The organism is Terrisporobacter petrolearius (genome assembly GCF_020748185.1).
Taxonomy (GTDB): domain Bacteria; phylum Bacillota; class Clostridia; order Peptostreptococcales; family Peptostreptococcaceae; genus Terrisporobacter; species Terrisporobacter petrolearius.
Map to the genome: position 1 here is coordinate 93,216 of NZ_JAHZMO010000011.1, position 20,205 is coordinate 113,420.

A 20,205-nucleotide genomic window follows, 5' to 3' on the forward strand; every position below is an offset into this window, starting at 1 on the left:
TCTATTTTTAATCAAATCCATATAAACTGTAGTATATTAAAAATAAATTTACTACTTTACCATAACTATCTGTTCCTTCTTTTACTCCATTAGCTTTTAAATAATTATTATTCATTTTGTCTGATACTTCATTTACTTTTCCTTCATATTTACTCCAAAATTCACTACTATTATTTAGGTCATTTTTTACTGATTTAGATAAATTTCTACTTAACTCTTTAAATTTATCATAATCTACTTTTGCAAGAGCTGATGCCGTGTATTTGAGAGCTAATATATATCCTGAATATTGAAAATCAAACTCCTCATTATTTATACAGGCTATATAAGCTAAAAAGTTGCACTCATCTTCACTTCCATATCCCCTTTGATGAGCCATTTCATGTAATGTGGTAAAGGGGATATAAATATCTGGTGCAGCAATATTTACATTTGCTTCTCCTGTAAAAGGTGAGTAAATTCCTGTTATTCCCGTATAACATAATAAATTTGAGTTCATTATTGGTTTTGCATGGGCATAACTTCCCCTTTTATTTAAATTTAAGATATTAACATTTTCATATCCATTATTAGCTCTTTTCAAAACTTCTTTGCGATTTGTATTACATTTCATTACATTTTTATTATCTTCAAAAACTTTCTGTCTAGTATAATTACATTTTTCAACTAAAAAGCTATATAGACTTACTAAATCATCTTCATCATAATTAACATCTTTAATATTTTCATTGTGACTTATATTATAATCCGCAATTAAAGAATCTTTCAAATCCATACGATTGTAATTTATTCCCCACAATACAAGGAAAAGAAAATAAACTATACCTACTATGGATATTATATTTAATATTGAATTTTTTAAGTAAACAAAAGTACTTTTAGGATTTTTAAGTATAAAATAAATTGAGTAAATCAAAAATATTAGAATAAATAATACTACAATATAAATTAGAATTTCAAATAACGAAAAAGGAAAAATACTAAAAATTTTACTCATGAATTTTGCAGAGTACATGTTAATTCCATTAGAATAATATTTGTCCACTAAATTGGGCATCTTTTTTGTAATTACATTAAGTAATATTCCTAGTATTAACAGAGAAATAGATATAATTCTGAACTTTTTTATTACCATCACCACCTTTATTCCTAATAACTATATTATAAGTTTATTTTTCATGTTTTTGTAAAAAAATAAAGAAGCAATAGAAAGTAGTAAAATACTAATTCCTTACTTCTTTATTTATACAAATTCTAAGCTTTAATACATTTACTCCACAGAATAAATGCAACAACCATTAAAATTGTGCTATATGCTACTAAGGCATATACATTAGATAATGTCAAATAATTTATTCCTGCTCCTACACATAAAATAACCATTCCTAATAAAGTATTGAGTAAGTTTTGACTTTTATTTACGTCTCCAAATTTTAGTGTAAAAGGTAAAGTATTTTTTCCTAACATGTGTTCAATAACTATGAAAACTAATAAAAACACAAAGGCAGTAATTAAAATTGGCAATACTTTAATCCCAAAAATAACTATGAAAATAATGCTTTCGAATAAATATAATGGCAATAATATATTGGCTAATAACGCTTTATATGCACCTTTATATACATTTGACTTATCACTTATATAAGCTGTTTCATAAATCCACGCTGCTTTATAATCATTAGAATATTGTAATGTCATTAATAAGGTTGGAACCATAAAAATAAACCAATAAATATTTAATGACATATGTAAAGATATATTTTTTATTTCATTTATGGAGTCCATTGAATACATAAATATAAATAATAATGGAAATACAATATTAAAACCTAAGCTAGGATATGTCATAAGTTTAAATTCCCTTTCTCTTTTTATTATAGAAGAAGAAAGATCATAAACTGCTTTTTCTTCATTATTTCTGCATGTCCATTTTCCAATTCTATAAAATAGTCCGTGTTTCTTTTCTTTTTCACTATCTTTTACAATATTTAATTTTGAAAGAGAATCTTCAAATTTAGATGTATTTTTTATATATAAACTAATAGCTATAACCGGTACAATTAAAGCTAATACAATTAAAATAATTATTATTTCGTTAATTTTCCCACCATCAATTGCATGTAAAGGTGATGCAAACCACATTGGCGGTAAAATCAAATTCCATATGTTACTTTTGTATACTATATTTATATCTACTATATCAAACATTCTACCTAAAAATTGATAACTTATGGTCATTATTATTGTTAATCCTATTTGAACAAAGTTTATTATGTCTTTAACTTTTTCCCCGTCAAAAAATTTTAAAATCAGAAGATATAATAGGGCTGTTATTACAACCATAAATATATCTATTACAATTAATTCTAATATGAAAATAACGCCTATTAAAATACCTGATTTAAATGAACCTATAATCGCAAGCCAAGACAATGCTAATGAAGTCAGAAAAATATAATAGCATATATGAGTTAACTTAGCTGCGTTAATTGTCTTATTGTCGACACCTTTAGTCCCTATTATATTCTTGTCTCTTACATCCAAGAGAACACTTGAAAAATCTGATATGAAAATTGTTAATATAAAAAACATAAACATACCAAAAACTATAGTATACGTATACATAATATTAAACGTAAACATTGTTATTATTCCAATGAAAATTCCCATAATTGCATACATGATTAACGCTTTATTAAATGAGTTTTTGTCCTCTTTATCACCACCACTATTAGAGTTTTGCATTACTGTAGATGTTCTTCTACTATCAAGAGTCAATTTCATACTTAAAATTAGTCTCATGCTTTCATAATCTACACCCATTTTAGTATATATGCCTTTAAACTTATCTAAAATATTTAAAAATTTATATTCTTTCATATTATTCACCTACTTAATTGCCATTGCAATTTTATCTGCAATTTCTTTGTGATTGTTAAATCCAGTCATTTCATTAAATATTTCTTCCAATGATCCTTCATGAGAGTTTTCTTTAAGTTCTTTAAAACTTCCATCAGCAACTATTTTTCCATTATTAAGAAGAACAATTCTATGACTTATTTTCTCTACCACATCCATAATATGAGATGAATAAAAAATAGTTTTTCCTTCCTTTGCGAAGATTTCAAGAAGTTCCTTAACAATCATTACAGAATTAGCATCTAGCCCACTTAATGGTTCATCTAAAAATAATATCTCTGGATTATGAATAATACTAGAAATAAGTATTAATTTTTGTCTCATACCTTTGGAAAATGTTGAAATCCTTGTGTTCAAATAATCTTCTATTCCAAATAAACTCATAAGTTCTTTTGCTTTTATTGTTGATGTATCCAGGCCTAAATCATACAATTGACCTATAAAATTTAAATATTCCATTGCAGTTAAACTTTCGTATACATCTGATACTTCTGGTACATATCCTATCTTCTTTTTATACTCGCCTTTTGTGTTTTTAATATTTTTATCAAATATTATTACATCTCCTTCATATCCATCTACAATTCCCAGCATAATTTTCACAGTTGTACTCTTACCTGCACCATTAGCCCCTATATATCCAATAATTTCTCCTCTCTTTACTTGAAGGTCAACACCTTTTAATACTTCTTTTCCTCCAAATTGCTTCTTTAAATTTCTTAGTTCTAATATTATTTCATACATATCTCAATCCCCTTTTTTATGTATAGATTCAAAATTTTTATAAAATTATAAAAATTATAAACTAATAAATATCCATGTTTTGTAATTACTAATTATTTTATAAGACTTATTAAACCTAGTCTATAATATATAAAAATTAAAAAAGTATCTTACGTAATTGTAAGATACTTTTTTAATCTTTATTCTTATCCAAACAGACTAAGTAAAATACCTGCTGCTACTGCTGAACCTATAACTCCTGCAACATTTGGTCCCATAGCATGCATTAATATAAAGTTTCCTGGGCATTCTTCTTGAGCAACTTTTTGAGATACTCTAGCTGCCATTGGCACCGCTGATACGCCTGCTGAACCAATTAATGGATTTACTTTTTCCTTACATATTAAGTTCATTAATTTAGCAAATAATACACCTGTTGCTGTTCCTATACCAAATGCCAATACACCAAGTCCAAATATCATAAGGGTTTGAGTACTTAAGAAGATACTTGCTTCTGCAGATGCTCCCACTGATACTCCTAAGAATATTGTAACTATATTCATTAATGCATTTGATGCTGTATCAGATAATCTATCTGTAGCACCAGATTCTTTAAGTAAATTACCAAACATAAGCATACCTATTAATGTGGCAGCTGATGGTAGCAATAATGATACAACAATTGTAACTGCTATTGGAAATATTATTTTTGCTTTTTTCGAAACTTGTTTAGATTGAGTCATAACTATACATCTTTCTTCTTTAGTAGTTAAAGCTCTCATTATTGGAGGTTGAATTATTGGAACTAACGCCATATAAGAGTATGCTGCAACAGCTATTGGTGCTAATAAGTGTGGAGCTAATTTAGTAGTTAAATATATTGCAGTTGGTCCATCTGCCCCCCCTATTATACCTATTGATGCTGCCGCTTGTGCTCCAAATCCTAATACTAAAGCACCTAAAAAAGTTGTAAATATACCAAATTGTGCAGCCGCGCCTAATAATATACTCTTAGGATTTGCAATTAGTGGAGCAAAATCTGTCATTGCTCCTACTCCTAAGAAAATTAATGGTGGAAATATCCCTAGTTCATCACCTAAAAATAGATATTTTAATAATCCACCTGTTGTTTCTGTATTTATATATGCCGATGTACCTTCCTTTAATGCGTCTACTCCTTGTGGTGATATAAGCTGTATTTTAGAAACTGCTTCATTCATAACTCCTGATAATGGAAGGTTTGATAGTAACATCCCAAATGCTATTGGAATTAATAATAACGGTTCAAATCCTTTAGCTATGGCTAAGTATAGTAATATACAGGATACCACTATCATTACTATTTGTTGCCAAGTTATATTGACAATCCCCATTGTTTGTATAAAATCTATTATAACCTCTCCCACGGGTTTTTCCCCCTTCTATATATATTTAAATTATCCTATTGTAACTAATAGATCTCCTGAGTTAACAGAAGAACCTTTGCTAGCTTTTACTTCTTTTACTGTACCATCAGATGGTGCCAGTATTTCATTTTCCATCTTCATAGCTTCTAGTATTAATAAAATATCACCTTTAGAAACGCTTTGACCTTCACTTACATTAACTTTACTTATTGTTCCTGGCATTGGTGCCAATACACTACCACTTCCTACTGCAGAAGCTGATGCAACTTTCTTTGGAGTTGCCGCTTTTTTTGTAGCTGGTTGAGGAGCCACTTGCGATTGTGGTCTTGCAACACTCTCCCCACTTGTCCCTAATTCCTCAACTTGAACTTCATAAGCATTTCCATTTACCACTATATTGTAATTTTTTATCATTATAAGTACCCCCCTATTTTATACCTCAATATTATGTGTTTTTTCCCAGTTACTTTGAATGTTATTTGTTCTATTTATTCTTTTTACAACTATATTTTTATTCCCAGAAGCAACAATTGCCGCAGTTATTATGGCAATTAAATCATCATTATTTTCTGTAATTGACTCTTCTAGTTCTTCTTGATTTTCATTAAATTTTATTTCTGCCAATTTATCTTTTTTATCATTTGGCGCTACATTTACTACTCTTATAATTAACGCTATTAAAACCAATACTATAAATACTACTACCATAGATAATAATGCTGTTACACACCCGCCTAAAAGGCGTTCACCCATTGGCATTGAAGCAGCATCTACTTTCAATGCCTCTAGTAATTGACTTATATTCATTATTTATCACCTTCCTATAGAGGTATATTTCCATGTTTCTTAAATGGTCTGCTTTCTCTCTTTGATGCCAACATATCTAGGGCATCAGCTATTCTGATTCTACTAACTTCTGGCTCTATAACATCATCTATATAACCTCTCTCAGCAGCTTTATATGGTGTTGCAAATTCATTTGTGTATTCTTCAATTTTTTGTGCTCTAATTTTTGCTGGATCTTGTGCATCTTTTATCTCTTTTTTAAATACTATATTGGCTGCACCACTTGGTCCCATAACTGCAACTTCTGCAGTTGGCCATGCTAATACTATGTCTGCTCCTAAGTCCTTAGAGCACATTGCTAAATAAGATCCTCCATAAGCTTTTCTTGTTATCAATGTAATTTTTGGAACTGTTGCTTCACTATATGCATAAAGCATCTTAGCTCCATGTCTAATTATTCCTCCGTATTCTTGTTCGCTACCCGGTAAAAAGCCTGGTACATCTACTAAACTAATGATTGGAATATTAAAAGCGTCACAAGTTCTTATGAATCTTGCTGCTTTGTCTGATGCATTTATATCTAAGCTCCCAGCCATAATATTTGGCTGATTTGCAATTATACCTATACTTTCACCATTTATTCTTGCAAATCCAGTTATTATATTTCTTGCAAAAAAAGGTTGAACTTCGTAAAAATAGCCTTCATCAATTATTTCATATATAATATCTTTCATATCGTAAGCTTTGTTTGAACCGTCAGGAATTATAGTATTTAATTTATCTAGTATTACATTTGGCGAGTCATTTGTTTCAACTAAAGGTGTCTTTTCAGTATTATTAGACGGCAAGAAACTTAATAAGGTTTTGATTTGATTTATACAATCTTCATCATTTTGAGCTATAAAATGAGCAACACCTGAAGTTGTATTATGAGTTGACGCTCCACCTAATTCTTCTGCACTTACTTCTTCTCCTGTAACTGTTTTTATAACTTGTGGGCCTGTTATAAACATTTGACTTGTTTGATCTACCATATATATAAAATCTGTAAGAGCTGGTGAATAAACTGCTCCACCCGCACAAGGTCCCATTATTGCAGATATCTGAGGAATAACTCCTGAGGCAATTGTATTTTTAAGGAATATTCCACCATATCCTGCAAGGGCATCTACTGCTTCTTGTATTCTTGCTCCACCTGAATCATTAAGACCTATTACTGGAGCTCCCATTTTTATTGCTAATTCCATTACTTTTACTATTTTTTTAGCATGCATTTCTCCTAATGAACCACCAAGAACTGTAAAATCTTGAGCATATGCATAAACTAATCTTCCATTAACTTTTCCATAGCCACATACTACGCCTTCACCAGGTGCACTTTGTTTTTCCATTCCAAAATTTGTACATCTATGTTTTACAAAAGCATCAACTTCAACAAAAGTATTTTCATCGAATAATAAATTTAATCTTTCTCTTGCTGTTAATTTACCTGATTTATGTTGTTTTTCGATTCTTTTTTCTCCACCACCAAGTTCTATAGTTTCTCTAGTTTTCTTAAGCAAGTTTAATTTTTCAGCAGACATCTGTATCCCTCCAAGACTTATTTTCTTTCACTTAGTTCTAATAACATTCCACTTGTACTTTTCGGATGGCAAAATGCTATACTAGCATTTCCTGCACCATATCTTGGCTTTTCATCAATCATTCGATATCCTTTTTCCTTAATTTCTGCTATAGCTTCTTCTATATTATCCACTCTTAAAGCCACATGCTGTATTCCGCCTCTTCCACCATTTTTTTGAATAAATTTAGCTATAGGACCATCGTCAGTTGTAGATTCTAAGAACTCTAACTCTGCTTCACCTATTGGTAAAAATCCAACTTTTACTTGTTGATCTTCAACAATCTCAGTTCCTTGACACTCTAACCCAAGTACATCTTCAAAGAATTTCAAAGCTTCCTCTAAATTAACTACAGCTATACCAATATGGTCAACATTTTTTACATTCATTTTTTAATCCCCCTTATTTTATAATACTTTCAAAAATTTTCTCCCCAATTGTATATGGATCTGCTTCTTTTGTTATTGTCTTAGCTAACAATGTATCTACGTCTTTAGTTGACTCCATTTCATTAACTTTTTTCTCAATTCTTCTATGAACAATTTCTTTAACTTCTAATTTATTTCGAATCAACCTTCTATTATATATTTCTTTGCTATCATAAAGATATTTTCTATGTTTAATTATATTTTCAAATGCAGTTTCTACACCTTCTCCATTTTCTGATATAACTAAGCTTACTGGAGGCCTAAAATCCCAATCATGTTTAAAATCAAGCATCATTTCAATTTCTATGGATGTTTTTTTTGCTCCATCTTTGTCAGCTTTATTAACTATAAATACATCTGCAATTTCCATTACCCCAGCTTTTATAGCTTGTATATCATCACCAAGACCTGGAACCATAACCATTATAGTAGTATCTGCCGTTTTGACTATATCAACTTCAGACTGACCAACACCTACAGTTTCTATAAATATATAATCACATCCATATGCATCAAGTACTTTTATAGCTGCTTGAGTTGCATTTGATAACCCTCCTAAACTTCCTCTTGTCCCCATTGAACGTATAAATACTCCTTTATCAGTATTTAAGTCATTCATTCTGATTCTGTCCCCAAGTATGGCACCTTTAGTAAATGGACTTGTTGGATCTATGGCAATTACACCAACTTTTTTATCTTTTTCTCTTAGTAGTTTAACTATCTTATCAGTAAATGTAGATTTCCCTGCACCGGGAGGACCTGTTACACCAATAACATAAGCCTTCCCAGTATGTTTATATATTTGTTTTAGGAAATCTTCATATCCATCAACTTCATTTTCAATCATAGTAATAAGCCTTGCACATGCTCTTTTATTGCCTTTAAGAAGTTCCTCTATAAGATTTTCCATAACATTCTCTCCTAATCATTTAGTGCTAATTTCTTTAAGTTTTCTTTTATAAAATTAATAGTTACAGATGTTGGAGTTCCAGGAGTAAATATTTCCTCTACTCCTTTTTCTTTTAAATATGGTATATCTTCTTCTGGTATAACACCTCCGCCTATAACCAGTATTTCATCATAAGCGCCTTCGTCTTTTAATAAATCAACAACTTTTGGTAGCAAATGATTGTGAGCTCCAGATAATATACTCATAGCTACTACATCAACATCTTCTTGTATTGCCGCCTGGACTATTTGTTCTGGCGTTTGTCTAAGACCTGTATATATAACTTCCATTCCTGCATCTCTAAGTGCTCTAGCTATAACTTTGGCACCTCTATCATGACCATCAAGTCCTGGCTTTGCAACTAATACTCTAATAGGTTTCATTATATTTCCCCCTCAAAACATCTATTTTAATTTCTTTAATTTTTATATCATTACAGTTTGTTTATATTCACCAAATTCGTCTCTCATAACCCCACATATTTCTCCCAATGTAGCATAACTTTCTACTGCATCTAATATAAATGGCATTACATTTCCATTTCCATCGCATGCTTTTCTTAATTTTTCTAAACTTTCTTTTACTTTTTTATTGTCTCTTTTTTCTTTAAGAGCTTCTATTTTTCCTTTTTGTCTTACACCTACTTTAGGATCAACTCTCAATAGACCTTTTGGAGGTTCTTCTTCTACTTGAAATTTATTTACTCCTACTATTATCTTTTCATTTTTTTCTATTTCTTTTTGATATTTATAAGCACTATCCATTATTTCCTGTTGTATAAATCCCTTTTCTATTGCTGATGGTGCTCCACCTAATTCATCTATTTTTTCTATTAACTCTATTGCTTCTTCTTCTATCTTATTTGTCAAACTTTCAACGTAATATGATCCTGCAAGGGGATCTATAGTATCAGCTGCTCCACTTTCATATCCAACTATTTGTTGAGTTCTAAGAGCTACTCTAACAGAGTCTTCTGTAGGTAGTGCTAAAGCTTCATCTTTAGAATTAGTATGAAGAGATTGTGTTCCACCAAGTACAGCTGCTAAAGTTTGTATTGCAACTCTTACTATATTATTTTCTGGTTGTTGAGCTGTTAAAGTACAACCAGCTGTTTGAGTATGGAATTTAAGTGCCCAAGATTTTGGATTTTCAGCCTTGAATCTATTTTTCATTATATTAGCCCATATTCTTCTTGCTGCTCTAAACTTGGCAACTTCTTCAAATAGGTTGTTATGTGAATTAAAGAAGAAGGATAACCTTGGTGCAAAATCATCAATATGAAGTCCTGATTCAAGGGCTGCATTTACATATGCAATACCATCAGCCAAAGTAAATGCCACTTCTTCTACTGCATTAGCTCCAGCTTCTCTTATGTGATAGCCTGAAATACTTATTGTATTCCATTTTGGTACATTTTTTGAACAGTAATCAAATATGTCTGTTATAAGTCTCATTGATGGTTTAACTGGAAATATATATGTTCCCCTAGCTACATATTCTTTTAATATGTCATTTTGAATTGTTCCTCTTAATTTATCTGGTGATACACCTTGTTTTTTAGCAACTGCTATATACATAGCCAATAAAACAGAAGCTGGTGCATTTATAGTCATAGATGTTGATACTTTATCTAGTGGTATCCCATCAAATAATATTTCCATATCTGCCAAAGAATCTATAGCAACTCCAACTTTTCCCACTTCTCCTTCTGCTATTGCATCATCTGAGTCATATCCCATTTGAGTTGGTAAATCAAATGCAACAGATAATCCCATAGATCCTTGATCTATTAAAAATTTATATCTTTTATTAGATTCTTCCGCTGTTGCAAAGCCTGCATACATTCTCATTGTCCATAACTTTCCTCTATACATAGTTGGTTGAACACCTCTTGTATATGGAAATTGTCCTGGATATCCTAAATCTTTTTCATAATCTACTTCCACATCAATAGGAGAATATAATCTTTGTACTGCTTCTCCTGTATCAAATTTAAATTCTTCTTTTCTTTCCGGGAATCTAGCTAAACTTTTTTTGACTTTCCCTTCTTCCCATTTTGCAAAGGATTCCTTAATATTTTTATTTTCCATAGAACTTCCCCCTATTTCCTAATCTTCATTTATTTGATATAGTTTAATATTTCTATCTAAGTTATCTTTCAATTATCATTATTATAAGATAAAGAGTTTTATTCTCATTTATACTATAATATCCTTCTGTTTTAATCTGCTTCCTCCAAGGCAACTTTTTTCATAGTGCCTGTTTTTAAAAATCTTTCATGCCAAGAAAGTGCTTCTTCTAATATATGAGGTGTGTGTTTGAATTTACCTTCTTGGGCTTTATTAAAGTAATCCCATAAAGCATCTTTATAATCTGGATGTGCACAATTTTCAATTATACATTTTGCTCTTTCTTTTGGTGATAGGCCTCTTAAATCAGCTACTCCTTGCTCTGTAACTATAACCATCACATCATGTTCTGTATGATCATGATGACTTACCATTGGAACTATACTTGAAATATCTCCTCCTTTTGCTATGGATTCAGTAGTAAATATAGTTAAATATCCATTTCTAGCAAAGTCACCAGAACCTCCTATACCATTCATCATTCTACTTCCCATAATATTTGTAGAATTTACATTTCCATATATATCAACTTCTATAGCTGTATTTATAGCTATAATTCCTAATCTTCTTGCCACTTCTGGACTATTGCTTATTTCTTGAGGTCTAAGAATTATTTGATTTTTATATTCATTAAAGTGTTCATAAAAGTTATCTAATCTATCTGGTGATATTGTAAGTGATGTTCCTGAGGCAAATTTGACCTTTCCTGATTTAATTAAGTCAATTACTGAGTCTTGTATTACTTCTGAATAAACTACTAAGTCTTTAAAATTAGAATTTTCTAATCCAGCCAAAACAGCATTAGCAACACTTCCAACCCCAGATTGCAAAGGAAGTAAATTCTTTGGTAATCTATTTTCTTTTACTTCATTTTCTAAAAAAGCAATCATATTTTGAGCCATTTTATTTGAAGTTTCGTCAACAGGCGATACTACCCTAGTTTTATCTTTCAAATCAGTAAAAACTATTGCTGCAATTTTATCTAAATCGCATTTTATATAAGGTTTACCAATTCTATCTTCTGGATGAATCAAAGGTATTGGTTCTCTTTCTGGAGGATTTTTCAAATCATAAACATCGTGTATTCCTTCCAATTCAATTGGTTGAGAAATATTAATCTCTATTATTACTTTATCTGCTACTTCAGCAAACACATTTGAATTTCCAATCGATGTAGATGGTATTATATAACCTTCCTCAGTAATACTAACGGCCTCTATTAAAGCTATATCCATTTTTCCTAAAAATCCATACTTAACATATTGTGGTGTATGACTTAAATGCATATCACAATATTGAACGCTGTCATCATTTATTGCATTTCTCATTGCTCCAGTAGTTTGGTATGGATATCTTCTTTTTACTACTTTTGATTTTGTTAAAGCTTCATCCAGTTCTGGTCCAACTGATGCTCCAGTTATTATTGTTAAACCTATTTTTTCTCCCTCATCTGCTCTTTTTGCAATTTCAAGTGGAATTGCCTTTGGATATCCAGCAGGAGTAAATCCACTAGTTCCAACAATCATATTATCTTTAAATAACATTGCCGCTTCTTTTTGAGTCATTACTTTATCTTTTAATTTTTCACATCTTAATCTTTCCATAAGTCCCCCCCTAAATATTATTTATATATAAATACTACATAGGCAGTTTGTGCAGTATTATTGTAAATATAACCATTCCTAATAAAGCAAATGGGTAAGTTGCACCATACCCTGCTGCTGGTTCATCACTTCCCGCTGCTTCTATTGCAGCACCAAGACCTGGTGTGGAAGTCATACCACCACATATTGCTCCAGATAACATTAACCAATTAATTTTAAATACATATCTTCCAAGTAAAAATCCTATCATCATACCTACTATTCCAATTACTAAAGATATTATGGCTAAAAATGCTCCAGATCCAACTAAGGCATCTATGGCTTTGTATCCATATCTAAGTCCTACTATGGCAAGGAAAAAAACTAAAGATACATCTCTAATTACACCTAATATTTTTCCATCCATTCTAAAACTAATTTTGCCAAGCTTACCTATATAACCTACTATTAATGATCCAATTAAAACTCCTCCTGTGGAACCAAGACTAAAATATCCTACAAATGGTAAATAAATATTTATATTTCCTAATAAATATCCAAATATACATGCTATAGTAAAACCTAACATATCAAATTTTGTCTCTGGAATTTCTTTACCTTTAGAAGTTTTCCTAGCATCTTCTAATTCTTTTCTATATTGCAATCTTTCTTTTTCAACATCAATTTTAAATATAGATGGTAAGAAGTTGACAGCTAGTATTACTATAAAGACACCAAATGGATATCCTATGGCATGGCCTGCGCCTATACTTGCTTCTGCATTTGTAATAAACTGTTGTTTTATTTCATCTGTTAATTTAAAATCATTTACATCTTTAGGTATATCTTTTTCATCTACACCAGCCATTTCTAAAAACTTAACTTTTTCTTTATCTGTCATAGTTTCATAATTTAAAGTTTTTTCAGTTGCATGACCTTTTGCTGTTTCTATTGCCGCTGCAAGCCCTGGAGAACTTGTTAATGCACCAGTATAAACTCCTGATACTTCATAAGTATTTGAATCTTTACTAAACCAAGTTGCCATATAAGTTGCTGCCGCGCTAGAAAACGTTATTACAAGTCCTAAAATAACAAACTTTGCTCCATACTTTCTTAATACAACCCCCATATCTTTAGCTGCAAGTAAACCTACTGCAGCAACAAATAGAATTAAAAATATGTCAAAGAATTCGCTAGGTATAACTCCAGAATTTAATAAACTCTGTGCTGCTTCATATGCTCCACCATTTTCTGGTATACCTGATGCATATTTAAATGCTACCCATCCAATAAACAACCCTGTGAATAAAGCTCCTGATATCCCAAAACTAAACTTTCCAAACTTTATTTTCCCAAAAAAAAGCCCCGTAATAACAGCTAAGAACATCAGTATATATGGGCTAAAAAAAACACTAGCAAAATCAAATCTCATACATTTCCCCCTTAACAATATTTTTTTATTAATTTCTTGATTTATATAAATCATTTTTTTTAATTATATTGTAGGTTTTTTATCAAGCCTTGTATAATATATATATATATATATACTTATATACTTTTGGGTATAAGGGTTTGAGGGAGTTGATTTGATGGAGTTATTGCACTTGAAATATTTTTTAACAGTTGCAAAAACTGAACATATGACTAAGGCTGCTCATGAACTTCGAATTGCACAACCAGCTCTTAGTAAAATCATTCGTAATTTGGAGAAAGAATTGGAAGTAAAACTCTTTGATAGAAGAGGAAAATCTATTATTTTAAATGATGCTGGAAAGTATTTTTGTGAAAAAGTGGAAGAAGCATTAGTAATTCTTGATGATACAGTAAATGATGTAAAAGAATTTGATTTAATTGAGAAAAACAAAAAAGTAAGGTTTTTATCCCTATGTGCTTCATCAATTGTTGCAGACATACTAATAGCTTTTAAATCTGCTTATCCAGATATTCAGTTAGAAGTAACTCAATCGCTGAGTAACTTAGATAATAATTTTGATAGTTATGATTTATGCTTGTACTGTACTAATAAACCTAATCCTTATAAAAATTCCTTCTGTTTACTTGAAGAAGAAATTTTGCTAGGAGTATCAACTAAACATCCTTTATCAAATAAAGGTACTATCAGCTTATGCGAAGCTAAAAATGAGAATTTTATAGCACTGGGACAGGGTCATCTAAGAAATTTAATTTATGATTTTTGTAAAACAGCTGGATTTAAGCCGAATATAACTTTTGAAAGCACTAATAATTCACTTATAAGAGATTTAATTGTTTTTGGTCAAGGAGTTGCATTTATTCCAGAAATTTCATGGAAACTTGATAATTATAATGGAATTAAATTCTTGCATATAAAAAAACCTTTTTGTAATCGCTCAATATATCTCTACACTAAATATACTGATAACTCACCACTAAATGTTCAAATATTCAAAGATTTTATCATTAATCATTTTAAAAATATACAAATATAGCACTTTATATTTTCCACTTAACTATTTCTGTTATTTACTTAATTATAAAAAAATACGTCTAACTTTTCTTTATCGTTGCTATTTCCCTACAAGTTCAATAAACTTAATGATTTTTATTTGCAATATGAATCAAATTTATAAATATTAAGCTATTTTATTAGTATTTAATATTTTTTAATTGCATTATTACATTTTTATAAAAAAAGAGTTGTCTAATTATAATGATACAAAATCATTTTAAGACAACTCTTTTTATTTCTGTTATATTAGCATGTAGCTCCTCCAACTACATGAATATCTACATTTATTATTTATTTTTTCTCTCAAGCAAATCATTTGATAATAATTGTTTTTCTACATTTTCAAAACCTAAACGTTCTATTTAGGTCCCATATTCTATTGAATCAAATAGACACTTGTCTATACAATGGCCGCAGTGATTACATATATCTTCATCTATTTCTAATCTATCATCAACAACTTTAAAAGCACTTATTGTACATACTCCTACGGCTATTTTAAATTTATGATGTAATTTTACTTTCGCATAACATTTATAAAATCTTTCATGAATTTCTTCGAATAATTCAAATGTATCTATTAATCCATATTGACAAGTAGTTCCTTACATGATACAACTGGTCGTCTTTTGAACCTATTCCTCCTGCTTCAACACCTCTAATAATAAGCACTTTCACACTTATCAACCCATTCTATATTGTATATCAAATAGAAAATTCATATTTTTTTCCTATAACTTAGTTTTATTTTAACACTTGTGATATGCTATTAAAAGTGATATTATCTTATGAAAAACATAGGTATAACCTATAGATAATCAGTATCATTTAACCATATTTATTAATAGAAAGGGGGTATTTTATGACTATCAGACACTTGAGAATTTTTATTGAAGTAGCAAGAACAGGTAAAATGAGCTTAGCCGCACAAAGATTATTCATTTCTCAGCCTACAGTAAGCCAAGCTATTCGTGAATTAGAAGATCACTACGGTCAAAAGCTTTTCGAAAGATTATCAAAGAAGTTATATATAACATCTTTTGGTAAAGAACTATTCTCCTATGCAACTAAAGTAGTTGAACAATTTGATAATTTAGAAAAAACAATGAATGACAATCTTCATATAGAAAATTTACGCATAGGTGCTTCTGTAACTGTTGGAACTTGTCTTTTATCTAAAATATTAAAAGAATTTCATAACCTTGCCCCTAGGGTAAACACTTATGCTTATGTTAATAACACTACTATGGTTGAAAAAAAATTATTAGAATCTGACTTAGATATTGCTATTGTAGAAGGTGAAATTCATTCTCAAGATTTAGTTACTACTCCTGTAATAGATGATTATCTTGTTCTTTTATGTAACAATAATCATCCTCTTTCAAAAAAAGAAAAAGTAACATTGTATGATTTAGAAAACCAAAGATTTGCTATGAGAGAAGACGGCAGCGGTACAAGAGAATTTTTCGAACAAATTTTACATAAGTATAAAATTCAGATACAATTAGCATATGAAGCTAGTTCAACTGATACAATTAGAAGGGCTATTTTAGATGACGATTGTTTGTCACTTCTATCTATACATACTTTTGAAGAAGATATCATATGTGGCAAAATCCATATTATAAAAACTGATTTGAATCCATTGAAAAGATCCTTTAAACTTGTTCATCATAAGGATAAAATCATGACTCCTTCAATAATAACATTAAAAGAAATTTCGAAAAAATATAAAACATCCGATTTTATGAAAGATTTATTAATAAAAAAATAAGTATAACTTATTAACTGAAGTTATACTTATTTTTTATGTATGAGTTATATAATTCTTTTGCTAATCTGTTTTAGACATATGCATATAAATAATACAACGCCCAATATACCTGTAAATGGATATACGTTTCCCACTAATTTTTCAAAGGGAAATAATCCAAATAAAAATGCCAACATCGAAATAATAAGGGCGATAATATTTGCATTGTATTTTCCTTCCTTTGAAACTTTATCACATACTGTCCAAAAATTTGGTGCAGCTGTTGAGAAAATACCACATAATAAAACAACAGAAAAAATTCTACCAAATATAGGTGATATGGATTTTGCAAAATATAAAGTTGGTATAGATAATTTATAAATATCCTTTATTTTTGATAGTAAAGCAAAATTCATAACTAAAATAACTATCATCAATAATAAACTTCCAACAATAGCTCCATACTTAGCTTCCCTTCTAGTATCTGCGCTATTTCCAAGAGAAGTAAAGAAAAACAATCCACTTACCATGTTATATGATGCATATAATATACCACTTTTAACACAGTTTCCTCCTGCTTTTTTAAGGTTGATATCCACCATTATTTGTGAAATATTGTTTAATCCCTCTAAGTTTTGAATCAAAATGGTAAACCCTACAATCAAAGAAAAAATAACTATGATAGGACCAATAAAACCAATTATATTAATAAGGCTATCTAAACCACAAATAAAAGCAATAAGCACTAATATGGTCATCATAGCGCAACCAACATAATAATTTAATCCGTAATATTCTTGTAGTGTTGCTCCAGCCCCTGAAATCATAACGATAACACTTATAAACAATAACACTGGTACAAAATATTCATAAAATAGTCCTACCCTATTCCCACAAAAATATTTGTATGGTCTGTATTTTTTATAACTTCCGTAATCGTATCCAGCTTCCATAACAGTACTTCCGAAATATGTAAATAAAATCAAACTTATAACTATTGATACTAAACTACTTAAACCATTAGAAGTAAAAAACTGCATAATCTCCTGTCCTGTTGCAAATCCAGACCCAATAATAAAAGCTATAAAAGCACCTGCAAATTTCATCACATTTAATTTGTTGATTTTTTGCATCATATATAATCCCTCCCTAATGATAAATATTTAAGGGCTAGTACTAAATATATGTATCTATAAACTTTGTATGACTCATTATACGGTGAATAAACCGTTTTAAAATATCATATTATTAATTGTTTATTGTCTCTTTTTTGAAATAATTATAGAAATATATCATAAGTATATATCTTTTAAATATACAATATAATTTCTTCATAAAGGACTATATTTATGCTAAAATATGAATTATACAATTTCATAAGGAGGTTTTTATTTGAACAAAACAGATGCACTTAAAGTAATAAAATTATCATTTGGAAGCATATTGGCTATTATTATTGCATCTTTATTTAATCTGCAATATTCAATTGTAGCTGGAGTAATTACTCTTTTAGTCGTAAAAGATACTAAAAAAGAAACTTTAGCAGGGGCTTTGAGCAAACTATTTGGATTTATACTATGTACAATTTATTCTTACATTTGTTTTTGTTTGCTAGGATATAATTTGTTTGCTTTTTCATTATACATATTTATTACAATAGGTACTTGCTTTGCACTGAAAATTAGCAATGTTATTGCAATGTGTGTAGTTATTTCCTCTCATTATTTACTTCAAGGTTCCATGAGTACTTATTGGATATTGAATGAAACAGGACTTTTTATAATTGGAGCTGGTATAGGTATAATAATCAATATGTTTATGCCTTCTAATTTTCACAAAATCTATATTGGCCAACAAAAACTCCAAGAACAAGTTAGCTTAATTCTAATAGACATTGCCAACATGATAAGAGATCCAGACAAAGACATTTCCTTTCAACACAACTTAGATAAGCTAAATAAATTAATAAATAATAGCACAAAAGATGCTTATGAAAATATTAATAACAATCTGCTAAGTGACACTCAATATTTTTTAGAACATATGGAAATAATCAAAAGTCAAAGAGATGTTCTAAGCACTCTCTATGATTTAGTTTCCCAACTAAACTGCGTTCCTTATCAAGGATATGTACTTGCCATATTTATTAACAAAGTTGGTAATACTTCTTTTGAATCAGACACTATTACTAATTTATTAAATGATTTAGATATGATTTATAAAGATATGAAAATTCAACCTCTTCCTAAAAATAGAGACGAGTTTGAAAATCGAGCTATTTTATTTTTATGTTTAACTGAACTAAAAAAATATTTAGTTAATAGAAAGAATGCTCAACTCTTAAGAGATAATTATTTTTAAAATAATATGCACATTTATTCTATTTAATATAATTAAGCTTTCAAAAAAATCTGTAACTTTATCTACTATAAGCGACAACTATAATAGATATTGATAATCCTTGGGCATATATTTCAAATGAATCCTATGTTGATTTTGATTACAAAGAAAATAATGATTTAAATTTCCGTTCATATCCTTTCCCATTGGTGAAGGATGAACAATTTAATGATTTAACAATAACTGTTCCAAATAGTGTAGATTCTGAAGATTTAAATAATTTAGCTGAAATAATTTCTTATTTAGGTAGAGATGTTGATTATAACAATGGTGATATTAATATAATTAAAGAAAGTGAAGTAAAAAACAGTGCTAAAAACTTTTATTCTTCTTCTGAAAGTATCGATGTTATCTTCAATTGGTATGAGTAAATCAAACACTAAACTAAACAAAATTAAATTTTTGTTCAGCTTAGTGTTTTTTTATAAAATCTATCATTATTACTAATTAAATCACCTATTGTACACGGTTCAAAATTATTAATTTCTACACATGCATTAAATAAATTTTTTTCTTTTTTAATAATATGAAATTCCTTTGTAAAAGAATCATCATGCATATGACCAAAAACATGATATGCTCCTTTATTCTTTCTATACCATAAAAGGATTGGATAATGACAAAGCTGAACCCATTTATTATTATCTCTTATTAACTTACTTTCTTCCACAGTTTCAAAACAATTTAAAAATACAGGATTATTACGAAACTTATAATCATGATTTCCAAGAATAAGATGTAAATGTCCCTTAAGTCTTCCTACTGTCATCTTAAGTTTTTCTTCTAAATCTTGTTCTTCACATACTATAATATCCCCTAATATGTAAACATGATCATCAACTTTAACTTTATCATTATGTTTTTTTATAATTTCTTCATTCATTTCATCAATATTATTAAAATATTTACTTCTGCTTCTTTTTAATGCTAGTTCATGAAAAAAATGATAATCAGATACATAATATATTTGCGACATAATTTTTACCCCTTTCTTTTAAACATCCTTATATCTTATAAGT

At 29.3% G+C, this 20,205-nt stretch carries 19 protein-coding genes; 4 read left to right on the plus strand and 15 right to left on the minus strand.

Going from position 1 to position 20,205, the window contains the following annotated elements; translation table 11 throughout:
* Window positions 1-7: 7 nt before the first annotated feature.
* From K0040_RS08960 to K0040_RS09020, 13 genes are all read right to left on the minus strand, one after another.
* Entirely contained in the window at window positions 8-1,135 is a 1,128-nt protein-coding gene (locus K0040_RS08960) for a DUF3810 domain-containing protein (RefSeq protein WP_331476292.1), read from the minus strand.
* 119 nt (window positions 1,136-1,254) lie between these two features.
* Entirely contained in the window at window positions 1,255-2,880 is a 1,626-nt protein-coding gene (locus tag K0040_RS08965; RefSeq protein WP_228108558.1) for an ABC transporter permease, read from the minus strand.
* Between the two features lie 9 nt (window positions 2,881-2,889).
* On the minus strand, window positions 2,890-3,663 hold the full coding sequence (locus K0040_RS08970; protein WP_228108559.1) for an ABC transporter ATP-binding protein: 774 nt from the start codon (window positions 3,661-3,663) through the stop codon (window positions 2,890-2,892).
* A gap of 185 nt (window positions 3,664-3,848) precedes the next feature.
* Window positions 3,849-5,015, minus strand: a complete 1,167-nt coding sequence (locus K0040_RS08975; RefSeq protein ID WP_265588844.1) for a sodium ion-translocating decarboxylase subunit beta — start codon at window positions 5,013-5,015, stop codon at window positions 3,849-3,851.
* A 63-nt stretch (window positions 5,016-5,078) separates the two neighbouring features.
* Entirely contained in the window at window positions 5,079-5,462 is a 384-nt protein-coding gene (locus K0040_RS08980; protein WP_265588842.1) for a biotin/lipoyl-containing protein, read from the minus strand.
* 18 nt (window positions 5,463-5,480) lie between these two features.
* Window positions 5,481-5,855 (minus strand): OadG family transporter subunit, encoded by a 375-nt coding sequence (locus K0040_RS08985; RefSeq protein ID WP_228108561.1) that lies wholly within the window; start codon window positions 5,853-5,855, stop codon window positions 5,481-5,483.
* A gap of 14 nt (window positions 5,856-5,869) precedes the next feature.
* Window positions 5,870-7,417, minus strand: coding sequence for a methylmalonyl-CoA decarboxylase subunit alpha (gene mmdA / locus K0040_RS08990; protein WP_228108562.1), 1,548 nt, complete (start codon window positions 7,415-7,417; stop codon window positions 5,870-5,872).
* A gap of 17 nt (window positions 7,418-7,434) precedes the next feature.
* The gene (gene mce / locus K0040_RS08995; protein ID WP_228108563.1) at window positions 7,435-7,845 is read right to left on the minus strand and encodes a methylmalonyl-CoA epimerase; all 411 of its coding nucleotides are present in this window, start codon (window positions 7,843-7,845) and stop codon (window positions 7,435-7,437) included.
* A gap of 13 nt (window positions 7,846-7,858) precedes the next feature.
* Complete coding sequence (meaB, locus tag K0040_RS09000) at window positions 7,859-8,794, minus strand: methylmalonyl Co-A mutase-associated GTPase MeaB (RefSeq protein WP_228108564.1); 936 nt, start codon at window positions 8,792-8,794, stop codon at window positions 7,859-7,861.
* A gap of 11 nt (window positions 8,795-8,805) precedes the next feature.
* The gene (locus K0040_RS09005) at window positions 8,806-9,216 is read right to left on the minus strand and encodes a cobalamin B12-binding domain-containing protein (RefSeq protein ID WP_074919361.1); all 411 of its coding nucleotides are present in this window, start codon (window positions 9,214-9,216) and stop codon (window positions 8,806-8,808) included.
* Window positions 9,217-9,258: 42 nt separating this feature from the next.
* A complete protein-coding gene (locus K0040_RS09010) occupies window positions 9,259-10,923 on the minus strand; it encodes an acyl-CoA mutase large subunit family protein (protein ID WP_228108565.1) in 1,665 nt (554 codons plus the stop codon).
* Between the two features lie 131 nt (window positions 10,924-11,054).
* Entirely contained in the window at window positions 11,055-12,566 is a 1,512-nt protein-coding gene (gene scpC, locus K0040_RS09015; RefSeq protein ID WP_228108566.1) for a succinyl-CoA:acetate CoA-transferase ScpC, read from the minus strand.
* Between the two features lie 34 nt (window positions 12,567-12,600).
* Window positions 12,601-13,977, minus strand: coding sequence for an aspartate-alanine antiporter-like transporter (locus K0040_RS09020; protein ID WP_228108567.1), 1,377 nt, complete (start codon window positions 13,975-13,977; stop codon window positions 12,601-12,603).
* Between the two features lie 157 nt (window positions 13,978-14,134).
* Between K0040_RS09020 and K0040_RS09025 the strand changes: the two genes are divergently transcribed.
* Window positions 14,135-15,013, plus strand: a complete 879-nt coding sequence (locus K0040_RS09025) for a LysR family transcriptional regulator (protein ID WP_228108568.1) — start codon at window positions 14,135-14,137, stop codon at window positions 15,011-15,013.
* Window positions 15,014-15,895: 882 nt separating this feature from the next.
* Window positions 15,896-16,807, plus strand: coding sequence for a LysR family transcriptional regulator (locus K0040_RS09035; protein WP_228108569.1), 912 nt, complete (start codon window positions 15,896-15,898; stop codon window positions 16,805-16,807).
* A gap of 44 nt (window positions 16,808-16,851) precedes the next feature.
* Here the strand turns inward: K0040_RS09035 and K0040_RS09040 are convergent, their stop codons facing one another.
* A complete protein-coding gene (locus K0040_RS09040) occupies window positions 16,852-17,922 on the minus strand; it encodes a YkvI family membrane protein (RefSeq protein WP_228108570.1) in 1,071 nt (356 codons plus the stop codon).
* Window positions 17,923-18,178: 256 nt separating this feature from the next.
* Here K0040_RS09040 and K0040_RS09045 point away from each other — a divergent pair, with 256 nt between their 5' ends.
* Window positions 18,179-19,147 (plus strand): aromatic acid exporter family protein, encoded by a 969-nt coding sequence (locus K0040_RS09045; RefSeq protein WP_228108571.1) that lies wholly within the window; start codon window positions 18,179-18,181, stop codon window positions 19,145-19,147.
* Window positions 19,148-19,332: 185 nt separating this feature from the next.
* Window positions 19,333-19,557 (plus strand): hypothetical protein, encoded by a 225-nt coding sequence (locus tag K0040_RS09050; RefSeq protein WP_500301598.1) that lies wholly within the window; start codon window positions 19,333-19,335, stop codon window positions 19,555-19,557.
* 35 nt (window positions 19,558-19,592) lie between these two features.
* On the opposite strand, the gene K0040_RS09055 is transcribed toward K0040_RS09050, so the two are convergent.
* Window positions 19,593-20,162 (minus strand): hypothetical protein, encoded by a 570-nt coding sequence (locus K0040_RS09055; protein ID WP_228108572.1) that lies wholly within the window; start codon window positions 20,160-20,162, stop codon window positions 19,593-19,595.
* Window positions 20,163-20,205 lie beyond the last annotated feature (43 nt).

Excerpts from the sequence above, each read along its gene's own strand:
- K0040_RS08960 (WP_331476292.1), bottom strand. The coding sequence starts at position 1,135 with ATGGTAATAAAAAAGTTCAGAATTATATCTATTTCTCTGTTAATACTA.
- K0040_RS08965 (WP_228108558.1), bottom strand. The coding sequence starts at position 2,880 with ATGAAAGAATATAAATTTTTAAATATTTTAGATAAGTTTAAAGGCATA.
- K0040_RS08970 (WP_228108559.1), bottom strand. The coding sequence starts at position 3,663 with ATGTATGAAATAATATTAGAACTAAGAAATTTAAAGAAGCAATTTGGA.
- K0040_RS08975 (WP_265588844.1), bottom strand. The coding sequence starts at position 5,015 with ATGGGGATTGTCAATATAACTTGGCAACAAATAGTAATGATAGTGGTA.
- K0040_RS08980 (WP_265588842.1), bottom strand. The coding sequence starts at position 5,462 with ATGATAAAAAATTACAATATAGTGGTAAATGGAAATGCTTATGAAGTT.
- K0040_RS08985 (WP_228108561.1), bottom strand. The coding sequence starts at position 5,855 with ATGAATATAAGTCAATTACTAGAGGCATTGAAAGTAGATGCTGCTTCA.
- mmdA (WP_228108562.1), bottom strand. The coding sequence starts at position 7,417 with ATGTCTGCTGAAAAATTAAACTTGCTTAAGAAAACTAGAGAAACTATA.
- mce (WP_228108563.1), bottom strand. The coding sequence starts at position 7,845 with ATGAATGTAAAAAATGTTGACCATATTGGTATAGCTGTAGTTAATTTA.
- meaB (WP_228108564.1), bottom strand. The coding sequence starts at position 8,794 with ATGGAAAATCTTATAGAGGAACTTCTTAAAGGCAATAAAAGAGCATGT.
- K0040_RS09005 (WP_074919361.1), bottom strand. The coding sequence starts at position 9,216 with ATGAAACCTATTAGAGTATTAGTTGCAAAGCCAGGACTTGATGGTCAT.
- K0040_RS09010 (WP_228108565.1), bottom strand. The coding sequence starts at position 10,923 with ATGGAAAATAAAAATATTAAGGAATCCTTTGCAAAATGGGAAGAAGGG.
- scpC (WP_228108566.1), bottom strand. The coding sequence starts at position 12,566 with ATGGAAAGATTAAGATGTGAAAAATTAAAAGATAAAGTAATGACTCAA.
- K0040_RS09020 (WP_228108567.1), bottom strand. The coding sequence starts at position 13,977 with ATGAGATTTGATTTTGCTAGTGTTTTTTTTAGCCCATATATACTGATG.
- K0040_RS09025 (WP_228108568.1), top strand. The coding sequence starts at position 14,135 with ATGGAGTTATTGCACTTGAAATATTTTTTAACAGTTGCAAAAACTGAA.
- K0040_RS09035 (WP_228108569.1), top strand. The coding sequence starts at position 15,896 with ATGACTATCAGACACTTGAGAATTTTTATTGAAGTAGCAAGAACAGGT.
- K0040_RS09040 (WP_228108570.1), bottom strand. The coding sequence starts at position 17,922 with ATGATGCAAAAAATCAACAAATTAAATGTGATGAAATTTGCAGGTGCT.
- K0040_RS09055 (WP_228108572.1), bottom strand. The coding sequence starts at position 20,162 with ATGTCGCAAATATATTATGTATCTGATTATCATTTTTTTCATGAACTA.